Origin of the sequence: Thalassospira sp. A3_1, from assembly GCF_017744215.1 — a bacterium.
GTDB lineage: Bacteria > Pseudomonadota > Alphaproteobacteria > Rhodospirillales > Thalassospiraceae > Thalassospira > Thalassospira lucentensis_A.
Window position 1 is genome coordinate 487199 of the sequence record NZ_JAGHQQ010000001.1, and the last position, 16875, is coordinate 504073.

The 16875-nt window shown below is 55.1% G+C and carries 17 protein-coding genes; 10 read left to right on the plus strand and 7 right to left on the minus strand.

Annotated features, from left to right (window positions below):
* Window positions 1-280: 280 nt before the first annotated feature.
* The gene (locus tag J7395_RS02225) at window positions 281-1498 is read left to right on the plus strand and encodes an MFS transporter (protein ID WP_209220403.1); all 1218 of its coding nucleotides are present in this window, start codon (window positions 281-283) and stop codon (window positions 1496-1498) included.
* Between the two features lie 101 nt (window positions 1499-1599).
* Here the strand turns inward: J7395_RS02225 and J7395_RS02230 are convergent, their stop codons facing one another.
* Entirely contained in the window at window positions 1600-2034 is a 435-nt protein-coding gene (locus J7395_RS02230) for a MaoC family dehydratase (protein ID WP_082832855.1), read from the minus strand.
* Between the two features lie 242 nt (window positions 2035-2276).
* On the opposite strand from J7395_RS02230, the gene J7395_RS02235 reads away from it, so the two are divergent.
* Entirely contained in the window at window positions 2277-3068 is a 792-nt protein-coding gene (locus tag J7395_RS02235) for a class I SAM-dependent methyltransferase (protein ID WP_209220404.1), read from the plus strand.
* 12 nt (window positions 3069-3080) lie between these two features.
* Here the strand turns inward: J7395_RS02235 and J7395_RS02240 are convergent, their stop codons facing one another.
* A complete protein-coding gene (locus J7395_RS02240; protein ID WP_247741926.1) occupies window positions 3081-3977 on the minus strand; it encodes a sterol desaturase family protein in 897 nt (298 codons plus the stop codon).
* Window positions 3978-4080: 103 nt separating this feature from the next.
* Here J7395_RS02240 and J7395_RS02245 point away from each other — a divergent pair, with 103 nt between their 5' ends.
* From J7395_RS02245 to J7395_RS02260, 5 genes are all read left to right on the plus strand, one after another.
* Window positions 4081-5109: a M23 family metallopeptidase gene (locus J7395_RS02245; RefSeq protein ID WP_062948170.1), complete on the plus strand. Its 1029-nt coding sequence runs from the start codon at window positions 4081-4083 to the stop codon at window positions 5107-5109.
* Between the two features lie 191 nt (window positions 5110-5300).
* Window positions 5301-7724: a bifunctional diguanylate cyclase/phosphodiesterase gene (locus tag J7395_RS02250; RefSeq protein WP_209220405.1), complete on the plus strand. Its 2424-nt coding sequence runs from the start codon at window positions 5301-5303 to the stop codon at window positions 7722-7724.
* A 223-nt stretch (window positions 7725-7947) separates the two neighbouring features.
* Window positions 7948-8070: a hypothetical protein gene (locus J7395_RS20980; protein ID WP_256376265.1), complete on the plus strand. Its 123-nt coding sequence runs from the start codon at window positions 7948-7950 to the stop codon at window positions 8068-8070.
* Window positions 8071-8267: 197 nt separating this feature from the next.
* Window positions 8268-8594 carry a hypothetical protein gene (locus tag J7395_RS02255; protein ID WP_062948496.1) on the plus strand — a complete coding sequence of 109 codons (327 nt, stop codon included), beginning with the start codon at window positions 8268-8270 and terminating at the stop codon, window positions 8592-8594.
* Between the two features lie 80 nt (window positions 8595-8674).
* On the plus strand, window positions 8675-9538 hold the full coding sequence (locus J7395_RS02260; protein WP_209220406.1) for an NUDIX hydrolase family protein: 864 nt from the start codon (window positions 8675-8677) through the stop codon (window positions 9536-9538).
* 36 nt (window positions 9539-9574) lie between these two features.
* On the opposite strand, the gene J7395_RS02265 is transcribed toward J7395_RS02260, so the two are convergent.
* From J7395_RS02265 to J7395_RS02275, 3 genes are all read right to left on the minus strand, one after another.
* On the minus strand, window positions 9575-10054 hold the full coding sequence (locus J7395_RS02265; RefSeq protein ID WP_062948176.1) for a hypothetical protein: 480 nt from the start codon (window positions 10052-10054) through the stop codon (window positions 9575-9577).
* Window positions 10055-10173: 119 nt separating this feature from the next.
* Window positions 10174-10635: a methylmalonyl-CoA mutase gene (locus J7395_RS02270; RefSeq protein WP_209220407.1), complete on the minus strand. Its 462-nt coding sequence runs from the start codon at window positions 10633-10635 to the stop codon at window positions 10174-10176.
* 135 nt (window positions 10636-10770) lie between these two features.
* Entirely contained in the window at window positions 10771-11433 is a 663-nt protein-coding gene (locus J7395_RS02275) for an NnrU family protein (protein ID WP_209220408.1), read from the minus strand.
* 224 nt (window positions 11434-11657) lie between these two features.
* Between J7395_RS02275 and J7395_RS02280 the strand changes: the two genes are divergently transcribed.
* On the plus strand, window positions 11658-12098 hold the full coding sequence (locus tag J7395_RS02280; protein ID WP_062948182.1) for a GcrA family cell cycle regulator: 441 nt from the start codon (window positions 11658-11660) through the stop codon (window positions 12096-12098).
* A gap of 96 nt (window positions 12099-12194) precedes the next feature.
* Here J7395_RS02280 and J7395_RS02285 read toward each other — a convergent pair whose 3' ends face one another.
* Together J7395_RS02285 and J7395_RS02290 are read right to left on the minus strand one after the other, a co-directional pair.
* Window positions 12195-14177, minus strand: coding sequence for a bifunctional 2',3'-cyclic-nucleotide 2'-phosphodiesterase/3'-nucleotidase (locus J7395_RS02285; RefSeq protein ID WP_209220409.1), 1983 nt, complete (start codon window positions 14175-14177; stop codon window positions 12195-12197).
* A 167-nt stretch (window positions 14178-14344) separates the two neighbouring features.
* Window positions 14345-15631 (minus strand): MFS transporter, encoded by a 1287-nt coding sequence (locus J7395_RS02290; RefSeq protein ID WP_097052071.1) that lies wholly within the window; start codon window positions 15629-15631, stop codon window positions 14345-14347.
* 138 nt (window positions 15632-15769) lie between these two features.
* Between J7395_RS02290 and J7395_RS02295 the strand changes: the two genes are divergently transcribed.
* Window positions 15770-16561, plus strand: a complete 792-nt coding sequence (locus J7395_RS02295; protein ID WP_062961114.1) for a helix-turn-helix transcriptional regulator — start codon at window positions 15770-15772, stop codon at window positions 16559-16561.
* A 29-nt stretch (window positions 16562-16590) separates the two neighbouring features.
* Window positions 16591-16719, plus strand: a complete 129-nt coding sequence (locus J7395_RS20985; RefSeq protein ID WP_280634633.1) for a hypothetical protein — start codon at window positions 16591-16593, stop codon at window positions 16717-16719.
* Window positions 16720-16875 lie beyond the last annotated feature (156 nt).

The following is a 16875-nucleotide window of genomic DNA, read 5'->3' on the forward strand; positions in this document are numbered from 1 at the left end:
CAGCGGGCAGCTATAAAGCGCGCAAGCCCGAAGCGTAAAGACTTTTCCGACAAAAAGCGTCTGGCTGCTGCTATGCGCCCGGATCATTGTGGTCGCAGATTTTTAAAAAATCGCGCTGTTTTAACCCTTGACCTCAACTTTACTTCAGGATGGAGGATAATTGTCACGCCCCCCGACAGAAGGGGTTTCAACCAATACCGGTAAGCGATCAGAACCTTTTGCACCACCACACGGAACCCCGGCCTGCCTCGCGCCAATCAACCCGATCGGAGACTACCCTGTGACTGACCTGCCCCTAACACGCCAGCAAGATATGCCAACCGAAACACTAAACCTTTCGATCCGGATCACCATGCTGCTTCTGGCGTCGCTGACGATCATGTCGGGCGCGCTGATCGCGACATCGCTTCCGGGGATCGAAGCCCGTTTTGCCAATCATGAAAATGTCGTGATGCTCAGCCGCCTTGTCCTGACCCTGCCTGGCCTGTTCGTTGCCATCGGTGCGCCCTTTGCCGGGGCGATTGCGGATCGGATCGGGCGCAAACCGCTGCTTCTGGTGTCGCTTCTGCTTTATGGGACAGCAGGTGCATCGGGCCTGTTTGCCGACAGCCTGTCTGGCCTTCTGATCGGTCGGGCGTTGCTTGGTCTTGCGGTTGCGGGAACCATGACCACCGCCACCGCCCTTGTCGGCGACTATTTCAGCGGTGATATGCGCGACCGTTTCATGGGATATCAGGTTGCCTTCACCGGACTTGGCGGGCTGGTTTTTATTGCCGGCGGCGGTGTTTTGACCGAACTGCACTGGCGTAGTCCCTTTGCGGTCTATGCCATTGCCTTCCTGCTGATCCCGGCGGTTCTGAAAGTATTGTATGAACCCGAACCGGTCCGGCACGAACCCGGACACGCCCCGGCCGATGACATTACCCGGCGCGATATCCTGCTGGTCGCGTTATTCTGCCTGATCGCCGCCCTTAACAGCACGGCCTTCTACCTGATCCCGACCCAGATGCCGTTCTATATCGAGAAACTCGGCATTGCGCCTGCCAGCGGCACCGGTCTTGCCATGGGCCTCTTGCCACTGGCATCGGCCATCGCATCGCTGAATTACGGACGTCTGCGGCGTCACTTCACCATCCCGGCCCTGTTTGCCATTGGTTTTGGCATCATGGCGGTGGGCATGAACCTGATCGCCCTGACCCAGGATTATTTCGGCATTGCCGGTTCCATCGGATTGACCGGGTTGGGATTGGGCATGGTGATTTCGAACATGATGGCCGGCGCCATGGCTGTCGCCCCGCCATCCATCCGTGGTCGCGTTGCCGGGGTGCTGACTGCCAGCATCTTTATCGGCCAGTTTCTATCCCCGCTGATCAGTCAGCCATGGGTGGATGCGTTTGGATACCGCGCGATCTATCACGATATGGGCATGCTTGTCGGATGTTTCGCCGTGGTCGGACTGCTGACCGCCATCAGACGCCGGATCAGCGTCACCGCCTAGGGCAAAGCTCCACCCCGCCCTCGTGCCGATGGGGCTTCCTGATCCGGATGCTGGCGCGATGTCCGTCGCGCCAGCTTTTCTTTGCGGGTGTCTTCCTGTTGTCAGGCTGCGGCGCGCGATGGCACCATCACCATCGCCTCGCCCGCGATCACGCATTTATCGCCAACATAACAGTTGGTTTCCAGAACCACCCGACGCTTGGGCGCGATGATCTCGCGCACCGTAACCTTTGCGGTCACAGTATCGCCAATACGGACCGGTGCCTTGAACTGCAAATTCTGCGACAGGTAAATCGTCCCCGGCCCCGGAAGACGCGTACCCAGCACGGTTGAAATGAAACCGGCTGACAACATGCCATGCGCAATGCGGCCTTCAAACATCGTGGTTTCGGCAAATTCCTGATTAAGATGAACCGGGTTGGTATCGCCGGACAATCCGGCAAACATCACGATATCGGTTTCCGTCACGGTTTTGGCGTAACTTCCGACCATGCCGATCTCGATATCTTCAAGATACAGCCCTTCCAGTCCGTTCATCTCTCTCATTTCCTGACTTTCCTTGCCTGTTTCTGATCGCTGCGTCTGACTTCTGATTTATTTTTGCGCCGCAGCATTCGCAATATTATTTCGCGTTTTCTTTTTTCGGCAATGGGTAATTGGTTGAACAGGGTAATTTCACAGGCTTGCCATATCCGGCGGAACTGCCCAAATGGGGACTTCCGTCCTGCACCGTCACGGTGCAAACTGCCCCTCAGCACAACAAATTGCGGAAAACGTCCATGAATGCGACCACTGCCGACATCTATGAAATCGCCATGGGCCGATGGAGCCGCCGCCTGTCGCGCAGCTTCCTTGATTTTGTTGCGGCACCCTCCTGCGGTTCGCTGATTGATGTCGGCTGCGGTACCGGCAGCCTCACACTCGCCGCCGCCACGCGGTACCCAAAGGCACGCATTGTCGGGGTCGATCTGATCCCGGATTACCTGTCCGAAGCGTTGCTTAGCGCCGCCCCCAATGTCAGCTTTGAAACCGGGGATGCCAGCAACCTGCCCTTTGGCGATGACAGTTTCGACACCGCCTTTTCGCAATTGCTGTTAAACGATCTGGAAGGTCCGGCGGGTGCTGTTTCGGAAATGGTTCGCGTCACCAAACCGGGCGGGCGGATTGCAGCAAGTGTCTGGGACCGTGCCGGGGGATTGTCCTTTATCCGCCTGTTTCTGGATGCTGCCGCGGTTGTCGCCTATCCATCAGGCGATGAATTGCGCAGCAGGATTTTCGACATCCCCTATCAAAGCGAAGACGCCCTGTTTGATCTTTGGTCCGATGCGGGTTTGAGCGATGTTGATACCGCGACCCTGTCGATCCGCATGGATTTTCTCGATTTCGAGGATTACTGGCAGTCGCTTCTGGGGGCGCACAGCCTGATCCGTGATTTCTTTACCGGCCTTGATCCCGAATTGGCCCTGCAGCTGCGCACCGCTACCGAACGGTCCTATCTGGGGGGCAAGGATGATGGCCGCCGTTCGCTGGTGGCATCCGCTATGGTTGTGCGCGGTATCGTCGGGGAATAGGCGACGATTACATCAAGACCGGCGAAACGGCATCCATAATACCGACCAAAGGCTTTGACTGCGTTTGTCGCGAAATTCCTCAAGTCCGATCTGCATGTCATGATCATTGGTCTTGGTATGGTCGACATAACTGACAAACATCCGGTCCCAAACCGACAGGATATTTCCGTAATTGCTGTTGGTTTCGCCCATCAGGCTGGAATGATGCACCCGATGCATATCGGGCGTTACAATCAATCGGCGCAATAACCGGTCAAACCCGCCGGGCAAATGAACATTGCCGTGATTAAACAGCGCAAATCCGCTTAGCATGCTTTCATAAATCAGCACCGCCCACGGATCAGCCCCCAGCAGGATCACAAAAGCCGATTTATAAATCGCTGATGCGACAATTTCGAACGGATGAAACCGCACCGCGGTCGAGACATCAAATTCGATATCGCAATGATGCACCCTGTGGAACCGCCAGAAAACCGGCACGATATGCGTCAGGCGGTGCTGCCAGTAAACCGCACAATCAAGTGCGACGATTGCAATCAGGCCACTCAGCCACCCGGGTAGGCTCATCAATTCCTCGGCCTGATTGATCACGCCCCAGCCCTGCTGCCCGGCCAGAATGGCCGCGGCAATCATCGCGGCCCCGATGGTGAAACGGGTTAATGCAGCCCCCATCAACAGCAAACCAAAATTGGTCAGCCACCGCCCAGGGTTGCGCAACCCACCCGCCGGACGATAAGGCATGAACGCCTCCCACATTGCCATCACGGCAAGGATGGCGGCAAAGATAACCAGTCTTAAAAGCCCGGCCTGTTGGTCCATCATGTTCCTGCCAAATACCAGGGTGGTGACGACGATTGTGTCTTTATGGTCATAGTCGATGATATTGAAACAATACAGTACCTTGCCCATCGCAAGTCCATCACCATTATGTTAGATGAAGGATGTGTGACGAAGCAGTCCTGTCAAAAGCGGTTTCAAAACCAACGACACAGGGCACCGGCAGGAGGATTTGATGGGGCAGGCGACAGGACGTATTGCGGCAGGTTTATTCGGGGTCCTTATCCTCGTGCCGTTCGCGACCATCGCCCGTGCGGATGGCCCGCCCTTTGATCTGCCCGTCGATTGCCCCTATGGCCAGTGTGATGTGGTCCATTATGTCGACCATGATCCCGGCCCCGAAATCCGTGATTTTGCGTGTGGCACCACCACCTATGAAGGTCATCGCGGCACCGATTTTTCCATTCCCGACGAGGCCACCATGATTGGCGGGGTTGCGGTCAATGCAGTTGCAGCGGGTACGGTGATTGCCACACGTGACGGGGTCGAGGATATCGACGCCGGCCGACTGGTCGGGGATTCGCTTAAGGGGATTGAATGCGGCAACGGCATTCTGATCAACCATGAAGACGGCTGGCAAAGCCAGTATTGCCATCTGCGCCGCGGATCACTGGCGGTAAAAAAGGGCGATACGGTCGAACGCGGCCAGACAATCGGATTGATTGGCATGTCCGGACAGGCCACCTTCCCGCATCTGCATTTCAACCTGCGCAAGGATAACCAGCTTATTGATCCGTTCAGCGGCACGCCAATGGGCGCTGTCGCCCCGCAGGATTGCAATGCCAATAACGCCGTTCTCTGGACCGAGGCCGCGCAGGAACAGATGTCCTATCGCGCCATAACACTTTATGCGTCAGGATTTTCGTCGGCCAAACCCAATGCAACCGATATCAAGCGCGGCTATGGCAAAAGCAGCGAACTGCCCGCCTCAAGCCCCGGCCTGTTTTTCTGGGCCTATCTGATTGGGGCGGCCAATGGCGATGTCATCCGCCTGCGTATGGATGGCCCGAACGGCATCGGCGGCCATCGTGATTTCACCATCAATGTCGAAAATGATAACGGCCCACGCGCCAAGTGGTTTTACGTCAATATCAACCGCCCCGGTGATCGCTGGCCAGCAGGGGCCTATCGCGGTGAGGTAACCTTCACCCGGCCTGGGCAACCGGCTCGGGAAATCGGCATTACCGACCTCACCATTCGCTAGGCGGAACGTTTAATTCATTTGTCTTCAAGTCTGGTTGCGCGTGCGCTTCGTACCTATGTTTCATGGTAGGATTTTAAAAAACGCATGCTCGACAGGTTCATGATCGTGATAACCAGAATTACATTAGATAATCTCCTTGTAAGCTGATATCTAACGATCATCCCCAAGACAGATTTCCGAACGGCGAGTGGATGTATAGAGTTCTCGATTGCCTGACCACACAGCATGACCCGTGGCTGGTTCTGATTGCCGTCCTGCTGTGCCTTGGCGGGGTGCATACGGCATTCAACCTTTATAGCCGCGCATGCGTCGGACGCCTTCAGCAAAAACTGAGCTGGCTGTTCCTGACCGGTGTGGTGACCGGTTGTGCAATCTGGGCAACCCATTTCGTTGCAATGCTGGCCTACGACCCGGTTTTGCCGGTTGGCTATAATCCCGGTCTGACCATCCTGTCGCTTTTGATTGCGATTGTTGCAACCTTCATCGGCTTTACCATTCCCGGGATTGCGAAACAAAACCTTGTTCCGGCACGTCTGGTCGGTGGCCTTGTCGTTGGACTCGGTATCTCGGCAATGCATTTCACCGGGATGGCTGCAATGCGGGTTCCAGGTGTCATAAGCTGGCATATGGATATTGTCTTCGCCGCCATTCTGATGGGGGCTGCATTTGGTATGGTCACGCTGCTGATCGCGGGAAAGGCCCAGACGGGGCGTGAAAAGACCTATGGCAAAATCGGGCTGACCGTTGCCATTGTCACCATGCATTTCAGCGCCATGGGCGCATTGATCATTACTCCCGATCCAACCATCCCCGTCCCGGCACAGATCATTTCGCAAAGCAGTCTGGCGCTTGCCGTTGCCATGGTTGCCACCCTTGTCATCGGGATCGGCTTTGTCATGGCGATGATTGACCGGCAATTGCGCGAAAATGCGTCGGCGCGAATGCGCATCTTTGGCGATTCAGCGATCGAGGCGCTGGTGATGACCCAGAACGGTATTATCGTCGATGCCAATCACAGCTTCCTGAAGATGATCAAGGGCGAAACAGCAACAATATCGGGTGTCGATTTTATCGAAACTTGGCTGCCTGATGCCTCTCCTGCGTTTCGCGATGGGGCCGAACATTACACCGAAACCAGTCTGGCGCTCAGTCCCGGCCATACGATACCGGTTGAAGTGATCCGCCGCGATCTGCCTGCCGACGAATTTTCCGAAGATGCGGTGATTTACGCCCTTCGCGATTTGCGCGAACGTTACGAGGCGGAACGTCATATCCGGTATCTCGCGGAACATGACGCCCTGACCAAGCTTCTGAACCGGGCCACTTTCCATGATCGTCTTGCGCTGGCACTGGAACAGTCGCGCGTCACCGGAAATCCGGTTTCGGTTCTGTGTATCGATCTTGATCATTTCAAGGAACTGAATGACACCTATGGCCATATCGCAGGTGATCACGCGCTTCGCGAAGTCGGCGAACGGATCGGCAAACTGATCGAGGATAACGTGATTTTTGCCCGTGTCGGCGGGGATGAATTCGTTGCGCTGATCGTGCATGACAATCCCGACCCGGACAGCATGATTGCGACCGCACAGAACAAGGCACAGGCGCTTCTTGATTGTCTGAGCGTTCCCGTATTTATCAATCCCGGCAATTCGGCCCGGATCGCGGCAAGTGTCGGCATCGCGCATTTCCCTGATGATGGCGATGATATCGAAAGCATCATGTTCCACGCCGATCTGGCGATGTACCGGGTCAAGCAGGGCGGCGGCAATCATCTGGTGTTCTTCTCGCCGGAAATGGATGATGAATACCGCTACAAACGTCAGCTTTCCGGTGCCCTTCGCCATGCCATGGACGAAAACGCACTCGAACTGCATTATCAGCCGCAATGCAACGCCCACAGCAGCAAGATCATAGGTTTCGAGGCATTGCTGCGCTGGCATCACCCCGAACTCGGTCAGGTACCGCCATCGCGCTTCATCCCGATTGCCGAGGAAACCGGCCTGATCAATCCGCTGGGTGAATGGGTTATGCGCAAGGCCTGCGAAGAGGCCGTAACCTGGACCAACCCGCTTGGTATCGCAGTTAATCTGTCCGCAGTTCAGTTGCAGAACCTTGATCTGGCCCAGACAGTCGCTGGTATCCTTGACGAAACCGGATTGGCTCCGGAACGGCTTGAGCTGGAAATCACCGAAACCGCCCTGATCCACAATGCGTCCCGGTCGCGCAAAATTCTGACCGAAATCAAGGCTCTTGGCGTTCGGATCGCGATGGATGATTTCGGGACCGGCTATTCGTCACTCGCAACCCTGCAGAACTTCCCGGTCGACCGTATCAAGATCGATCAGTCATTCATCGCAAGGCTGATGGCAAGCGAACAGGCGGTGGCGATTGTCCGTGCCGTGATCAATCTGGGCCGCGACCTTAAACTCGAAGTCATCGCCGAAGGCGTCGAAACCGAGGATCAGGTCGCCTTCCTGACGGCTAATGATTGCGATGCGGTTCAGGGATACAAGTTCGGTCATCCCCGTCCGATTGCCGACTATCAAACCACCGTCAGCGGGACCGCCGTCGCGGCGCAGCATCGCAGCATCGCGGGAATCGGCAGTAACTGAGCCGGTCCGGCTTCCCGATTCTGACGTTTTTATGCAGCGCACCATCAACCTTTGGTTATTTGTGACCAAATTCGATACAGAAAAGCTGGCCTTTTCCATCAGGTTGAAAGTTTTTTGACAATTTTCAAAGGACAGCACTTGTATCGGGACCATATGCCTGCATATATTTCAACAGTGCGCCATACGGTGCATTTAAAGATACCTGTCATAAGACGGAGTAAAAATGATGAATAAGCGCAAAGCCGTTGCTATCGCCGTTGCTCGTGAACAGCAGATTGCCCGTTCGATGGAAATCCTGTTTGCTGGCACCATTCTGGCTCTGATTGCATCGCTTCTGATCCTCTGATCTTTTTATAACGCGCTTCGTCATTTAATCGGCCGTTAGCCATCCGGGATAACGGCCCCGAACGTTCAAGAACATTTTCATGAACAACCGCCGCCTTTTCATCGTTGCCATTACGCGAATTACCAGCCCGGTGGTCTGAGGACCCCGGGACGTGTCTTTTCGCCTTTTGGATACAATGAAAATGTGTGTGCATTGTCATGACCGATCATGCCTTTCTCGCGCCGCTTGAAAGCGCGCAGCCGACCAAATCCGTTTATTGTTTCGCCGTTCACGCCGCCGCAGAACCCGATGTGATGCCGCGTGTTCTTGAACTGTTTTCCAAACGCAATCTTGTCCCCGCCAGCTGGCATTCCACCGTCGCCGACGGCCATGCCGGTTTCAGCGAATTGCAGATCGATATCCAGATTCAGCAACTTGAAACCAAGGTTGCCGAACATATCGCCCGGTGCCTGCGTCAGATCGTGCATGTGAATACGGTCCTGACCTCGGAAAAGGGATATTCCAACTCGGCACTTGGCGCTTAGGTCTTGGACGCTTAGTCTGTTCGGGTCGCGGCGCTGCAATATGATCGTGTTGCAGCGCGTCCCAACCGACGGAGCCCGCCTTGACCTATCTTGACCATATCAAAGCCTGCAACAACGCCAATCCGGCACGCTATGTACCATTCCGCATCAACGGACTGTCGATGGGGGCACTACGTCCGGACTTCGCCACAGCCCTTGTATCGCTGGGGTCCGACTTTGTGCGCGACGACAATGGTGAATTCTGTTTCGCGCCGCATGTCGTCAATCTTGATGACCGCAACCGCGTGCTCGATACCGCGACCAGAGCACTGCACGACAAGGGTGTGATCCGTCGCCTCCATGGTGAACGGTTCGATATCCGCCCGACACTGGGCCATGATCCCCTATGCCAGCTTGATCGATCCGCCATGCCCTATTTCGGGTTCCGGTCCTGGGGCGTGCATATGAACGGTTATGTGCGCAAGGGCAACGACATCCATATGTGGGTCGCCCATCGTGCCAAGGACAAACCGACCTATCCCGGCATGCTCGATAACATGGTCGCCGGTGGACAGCCCGCCGGTCTTGGCTTTCTGGAAAACATGATCAAGGAATGCGCCGAAGAAGCCGCCATTCCCGAAACCCTTGCCCGGAATCTGAAGCCGGTCGGCACCATTTCCTATCTGTATGAAACCAACGAAGGGCTAAAACCCGATGTGATGGTCAATTACGATCTGGAACTGCCCGCCGATTTCGTCCCGCAATGTGCCGATGGCGAGGTCGAACGTTTCGAACTGCTTCCGCTAGCCGAAGTCGCCGAAATCGTACGCAAAAGTTTCGATTTCAAATTCAACTGTGCGCTGGTGATCATCGATTTCCTGATCCGACACGGCTTTCTGACCGCCGATAACGAACCGGAATATTGCCAGCTCACGACCGGTCTTCATCGTAATATTTTCAGATAGGGATTTGTCGATTTGTTCCGCGCGGAAACGCCTGACTTATTGTTTGGTCGGCGGCCCACCCATAAGTGCGCCGACCGCCATCAGGGTCAGCTTGGCACGCAGTTCCGGGTCAAGCTTGTCTAGGTCTTCCTGCTTGGTGCGCATCGCGCTGAGCGCCTCGGAAATCAGCTTGGCGCGCTGATCATCGGCTGCGCTCGGCATCCGGCTTTTCTTTTTGCCGATCTTGGCATCGGCTTCTTCCAGTGCCTTCAGGATAGCTGTCTGCGGATCACTTGATGATTCTGTCAGGGTCTCGGCCAGGGCCTGGGCCCGGGCCTCGTCAAAGGACATGCCGCTTTCCTGATAGGCCATCGCCCGGTCTTCGATCCGGCGTGCCTGTTTGGCCTGGGCAGCGGTGCGGGCGGCCATATCGGGATCATTCAGTTGCAGGGACTGCGCATCGCTATAGGCCTTCAGGGCCTCCCGTCCGCGTTTTCCAACGAAAACGCGCAGCAGCGTCTCCTTTAGCATTCCCATTCATCATTCCCGCTATGGTTTGATTGCCTTTACCGCAAGACAACCATTATGCCCCCAAAGGGTTTCAAAATCATTGCCTCAAATCCGCCGGAACGACCCGGAACCACGATACCGGTCCGTTATATATGTTGTGCAACCCGGTCTTCTTCAATCTCAAGGATGTACCCGACCAGCGCTTCGCAATCCTCTGTGCCCAGATGTTCAAGATCAAAGACAAAATCAACATTGTCGCGCGCCGGATCGTCGGTTTTTCCGACGATGCCGAATTTGATATATTCCGCATCAAGAGCGGCCAGCGACGATATCACATCGGCAACCCCCACCCGGTCTTCCGCCGTCAGTGACAAGCGGATCAGCACCAGAATATCGGCATCGCAATCAACCGCCTGACGGGCAATCGATTGTGCATCGGAATTTTTCGGTGCGATATCAACGTCAAACCCGCCATCAGCAAACAGGGTTGCGACATGCTTGTGATGGGATTCTTCCGCCGAAGATGCCGTCGCCAAAAGCAATCTGGGATGTCGGCCTTCCATTTCGGCAAAACGGGCAAGATTGGTCGCAAGTTCAGGAGACGTCATAACACCTCGCAGAAATAATCTGTCCGGGGCGGACAATTGGCAGCCCAGTATCCCAATGATACTCTGGAACTTCAAGCATTGCCGCGAGTTTTTCTGCATCGCTTCGCGCAAGTGCGATATGCCCGACACCGCTGCTCAGCCGCCCATTGCGGCTAAGGGATCAACTCCGATCACATGGGGATGAGCCCACAGGATCACGATATAAAGTCCGATCCCCAACACGATATCGCGCCAGCCAAACGCCCCCTTGGCAATTCCCGTCAGGTCAAACCGCCGAGTCCCGTCAAGGATTGCCTTATATTCCGCATCATCCATATGTCGGGTGCGGATTTTTTCCATCCGCCAGAACCCCGCAATGGCAAAAACCGTCGCACCGCCAAAGAACATGAACGCCACCAAATCGCCATTGGGCAGGATATGACCAAGCCCCCACAACATCATGCCCAAAAGCAACGGATGGCGCGTAAACCGGTTGATCCCGGGATGTGCCGGATCAAAACCTTTTTTTCGTCCGATCGACAGCGGACAGGGTTGAATAATTGCCGTTGCCCACAAAATACAGGCGGGCAGCATCAGTGTTATCGTCACGTGGTTTTGCCAGATTTCGTAGGGCCAGAGCGCAATGAAGTCTGCATGCTGCACTTCATAAATCACCCATCCCAACAGGAACAGCGACGTGATCGAGAACGTTACGATATAGGCCCGATGACCGATCCTTGCCGTGATCGCGCCACGCAAAAGACCGGGCACGATATGCCCTGCCATAAAGACCACAACCGAAACGAAAAACCATGTCAAATGACGATCTCCCCTTTACATTGACGCGCTGTCATGCAAATTGCGCATCTTTCCGCGTGCGCAAAGCCGGTCGGCAAACTGGTCCGGAATGGCCCGAAATGGCTAAGACCCTTGCGCCGCGTGATATTAGCGGATACGTCTGTATCCCTGTTTGACTTCGGACAATAAGCACCTGCCTATGGATTTTCCACCGGGCAGACAAAGAAACACGGAATATACTCGAAATGAGCTGGACGCCGGAAAAGATTGAATTGCTGACCTCGCTCTGGAATCAGGGCTGGACCACAGCACGCATCGGTGAAGAACTGGGTGTTGGCAAAAACGCCGTCGTCGGCAAGGCTCACCGCCTTGGCCTGCCCAAGCGCCCCTCCCCGATCCAGCGTCGCGCCGAAGAAAGCGAGCCGAAAAAGGCCCCCGCGCCCAAGGTACAAAGCAAAGGCATCAGTATCTTTGATCTGGGTGTCGGCATGTGCCGTTGGCCGTTTGGCGACCCGGGCGATGAAGATTTCCATTTCTGCGGCAAAAAAATTGTGCCCGGCAAACCCTATTGTGACGAGCATTGCGCTGCCGCTTATCTGAATGGGAAAAACCCGCGCGAAGATGGCCCGCGGAACGTTCCGGGCCGCCCGAATGCACCGCATATGTCGCACGGTGCAAAAAAATAACGGTTTTCCGCCGGTCAACCAGACCAGCCGGTAAACGCCGAATGAAAAAGCCGCCCTCTTTCGATGGGCGGCCTTTTCTTTTGCGATTAGGCGATCCTATTTCGACTGAAGGACATATTGGGCAAAGCCCGCCTCATCCTCGCCGACAAAGCTGATATTGTCGGGCGCATTCAGGGCCGACGATGCCTTGGGGCTCGTCACGAACGTTACCTTGGATGCCTCACCGATTGGTGCCAGGCTCCAGTTGCCATCGGCCTTCGGATCGATTTCCTTTTCCTCAAGGATGTAATTTGCCAGAACCGTTCGGTTTTCATCCGGGGCTTCGATAATGATGGTCGATCCGTCCAGTCCCGGGAAATTACCGCCGCCGCTTGCGCGGTAATTGTTGGTCGCCACAACAAAATCCTGATCATCGGCAACTGGCTTGCCATCATAGGTCAGGTTGATAATGCGGTGCGCATCCTTGTTCACCACTTCGCCCGATGCGTTATAGCGCGCGGGCTGTGTCACATCGATCTGGTAATTGACCCCGTCGATGACATCAAAGTTATAGGTCGGGAATGTCTCGTTGATCAGCGGCTGTTCTTCAGTGCTGTTCGGATCGATCTGATTGAACTGCACGGCCGACATTTCAAGCCATTCACGCACCTGCGCACCATCAAGCAGCACCGCACGCAACGTATTGGGATATATATAAAGATCAGCAACGTTTTTAAGCGCGATCTTGCCTTGTGGGATATCGGTGAAATATTCCGGGCCGCCACGGCCACCGGCCTTGAAGGGGGCACCGGCCGACAGGATCGGCATGCCGTCATATTCCGATCCCTTCAGGATGCGTTCCAGATACCATTTCTGCGCATTGGTCACGATCTGGATCGACGGATCATCGGCCACCAGCGCAAAGAAGCTGTTGATCGGCGTTGCTGTCGTACCGACACCTTCGCGCATATAGGCAATTGTCGCCTCATGCTCTTCTTTCACCGCCTCGATCACTTCCGGATCGGCATCAACCAGCGGTGTGATATCGCGCCCTTCGCGGTGATAGATCGGACGTGCTTCCGAAAGGCTGTCGGTCACCTTCCACTCCCCGGCATCATTGACCGAAAGCGTCAGATCAATAACGCCAAGATGGCTGCCCCAAAAGCCCGGCATGACGGCGGCCACACCATTGATCGTCCCTTTGGCAAGGTCAACACCATCAATATCGGCATAGGTATCGGACGGGAAAACCGTATGGGCATGGCCAAAAAGGATGGCATCAATGCCGTCAACCTCACTCAGGTAAAAGGTCGCGTTTTCCTCCATGCCTTCGCGCGCCAGAGTCGACAGACCGGAATGCGGCACCGCAATCACGATATCCGCACCCTTTTCACGCATTTCCGGCACGTATTTTCTGGCCATATCGACGATGTCTTTGGTCACGACATGCCCTTCGAGATTGGCCTTGTCCCACTGCATGATCTGCGGTGGGACGAACCCGATCACGCCGACCTTCGCCTTGTGCTTTTTGCCGTCGCTATCGGTAAATTCACGATCAAGGATCACATAAGGCTGGAAATACGGTTTGTCATTTTCCGCATCAGCGTCACCGTCATCGGCAAAGACATTGGCACTGACATAGGGGAACTTGGCGCCCGAAAGACTTTTGCCAAGAAAATCGAGACCATAGTTGAATTCGTGATTACCGATATTAGCCGCGTCATAACCCAGCAGGTTCATCGCCTTGTAAACCGGGTGGACCTCGCCCTCTTTCAGGCCGTGGCGCTTGGCCATGTAATCGCCAAGCGGGTTGCCCTGGATCAGGTCACCATTATCAATCAGAACGACATTTTCCGCTTCGCCCCGGGCATTTTTCAACAGGGTCGCGACCTTCGCCAGACCAACCGTGTCAGACTCGCCGTCGCGATAATAATCATAATTGACCAGATGCGTATGGATATCGGTGGTTTCCAGAATGCGCAGCGATACCGTGCTGTCGGCCAATGCCGTACCACTGGCAAGCGCCACGGTCAGGGATAAAACAGATCCCGCAAGGACACGACCGACAAAGGTGCGACTGATCGGACGAAAATGTGACATGTGACTGGTTCCTGTTGAAGCGATGCTCATGCTCGAATTTATTATTGTTCGTTTGGTCAGGTTTTGAAGATTTTGCGAAAATACCAAGGCAAACACAAACAAAAACACCCGCACAGGATGGCAGGCGTTTTCAGGATTGAAATTCTGCGCCAGGACGGAACCGCTTTCTACTCCGCCGGCCGCAACATCGGCTGGTGGGATTTGTACCCCATCACCACCTCGTTCCCCGGTTCCGGATCGTGGGGCACATTCAGCGCCAGGATCAGCGAAACCGCCGCCATCGCCGCCCCTGACAGGAACACCGCCGATGGCGATATCAGCCACAACATCCCGAACGCCACCGGGATAAACACCGCGGCAATATGGTTGATCGTAAAGCTGACACCGGCCGTCGATGAAATATCGGCCGGATCGGCGATCTTCTGGAAATAGGTTTTGATCGCAATCGCCATCGCAAAGAACAGATGATCGATGACATAAAGCGCCCCGGCCAGCTTGTCGTTTTCGACAAAGGCATAAGACACAAAGACAATGAACAGACCGATATATTCAAATGTCAGCGCCTTGCGTTCACCCCATTTGCCAATCAGTTTCCCGATCTTGGGTGCCAGAACCATATTGATCGCATGGTTTAACAGGAACAGAAGCGTGATGGTTGCGGCGTCATAACCAAACTTCTCGACCATCAGGAACCCGGCAAACACCGTGAAAATCTGGCGGCGCGCCCCACTCATGAAGGTCAGGGCATAATAAAGCCAGTAACGTTTGCGCAGGATCAGTTTCTTGGTCTGCGGGTGGGCATCGGCAAATTTCGGAAACGCCATCCATGCAAATACAGCAGCAATAACCGTCAAGGCCCCGCCAAAAAGATACACATACCGGTATTCGACATTCAGCAGTTCCAGCATCGCCCAGACAATGCCAAACATCACAAGCGATGCGACCGATTTCGCCGAAAGCTGCCGGCCCATCACCATCGCGGTGCGTTCCTTTTTCACCCATTGCAACGACAATGCCTGCTGCATGGTTTCAAAATAATGGAACCCGATCGACATCAGAACCGTGGTGCAATAAAGCCCGACGACAGTGGGGAAATAGCCCGAAATCGCCACCCCGATGCCCAGCACCAGAAGCGAGATCAGCGCAAAGGTCTGCTCGCGCAGGATGATCAGCACAAAAATCGCGGTAAAGGCCATAAAGCCCGGAATTTCACGCAACGACTGCAAAATTCCGATCTCGCGGCCGGTAAAATCCGCCATCTCGACCGAAAAGTTGTTCAAAAGCGCCATCCAGGTCGAAAATGACAGCGGCATCGCCGCCGCCATGAAAATCAGCAGCACCTCCGGGTTGCGCCATCCCTTGTGCGCAACAGCCGCACCCGACAGATCGGGATTGCCCGGTACCTCGATGGGGGCGGCGTGGGTGCTTGTTTCCGGTGGTAAATCCTTGGACATGATGTCTCCCCGCACGGAACCGGTGGCAATCGGGGCACGTGCTTTTATCTGTTTGATTGGAATGTCTTCAAACTAGCGTTGCGGCATACGTCTGTCTTGCGATAATCTGCCATCATATATTGCAAACAGGACATTCTCATGGATGGATCACGGGATATCTCGAAATATCCGCAACATTCCCGTCCCCGGCCCGATCATTTGCCCCGCCCGGTTTATGTCCGCATGAGCGACCTTCCCGCCGGTTACAGTATCGGCGCGCACAGTCACGACTGGCATCAGCTGATTTTTGCCATCGAAGGTACCATGACCGTCACCACCGCGGCTGGCATCTGGGTCGTCCCGCCCCAGCGTGCGGTCTGGGTGCCGCCCGGTGTTGAACATGCTGTCGCACATGCCACCTTTACCCGTGCGCGTCATATCTATATCGATAAAAATGCGCCGGTCGATTTGCCCGATCGCTGCACCGTGCTGGAAGTAAGCCCGCTTCTGCGCGAACTGATCCGGGCCGCAACCGAAATCCCAATTGAATATGACGAAGCCGGTTCGGATGGTCGGCTGATCCGCGTGCTGCTTGATCAGCTAAAACCACCCAGAAACGATAACCTGCATCTACCCGCACCCAAGGACCTGCGCCTCGCGCGCATTTGCGAACAGTTGCAGGCCAATCCGTCCGATAACCGGACTCTTGATGAATGGTCACGTGATTGCGGCGCATCGTCACGCACCTTGGCCCGGCTGTTTCAACGCGAAACCGGCATGCCGTTTCGCGACTGGCGGCAAAAGCTGCGCCTGCTTTACGCGCTTGAAAAACTGGCTCATCATCGACCGGTTACCGAGGTTGCCCTTGATCTTGGCTATGAAAACACCTCGGCCTTTATCGCAATGTTTCGCAAGGCAACCGGCAAAACACCGGGCGGATATTACCGGTAACAAATAAACAGAACAGCAGGAGGAAACACATGAGCGAGAAATCATATACCGGCGGCTGCCAGTGCGGTGCCAAAATGGCCGCGATCAATGTCAATTGCCTTGACGATGTCGACCCGCGCAGCCTGACCCCGCATCATGTCGATGGCAAAGATCACTAATAGCCCACTCACAATCCTCATTCCCGCGAAGGCGGAAATCCAGGCGGGAGCGCAGGAACACATGACAAGTTGGTTTATCGACTGTCCGCGATCCCAACACCGACCACTGAGTTTCGCTCTACCCTGATATGAAAAAAACTCAGTATTTCACACAGC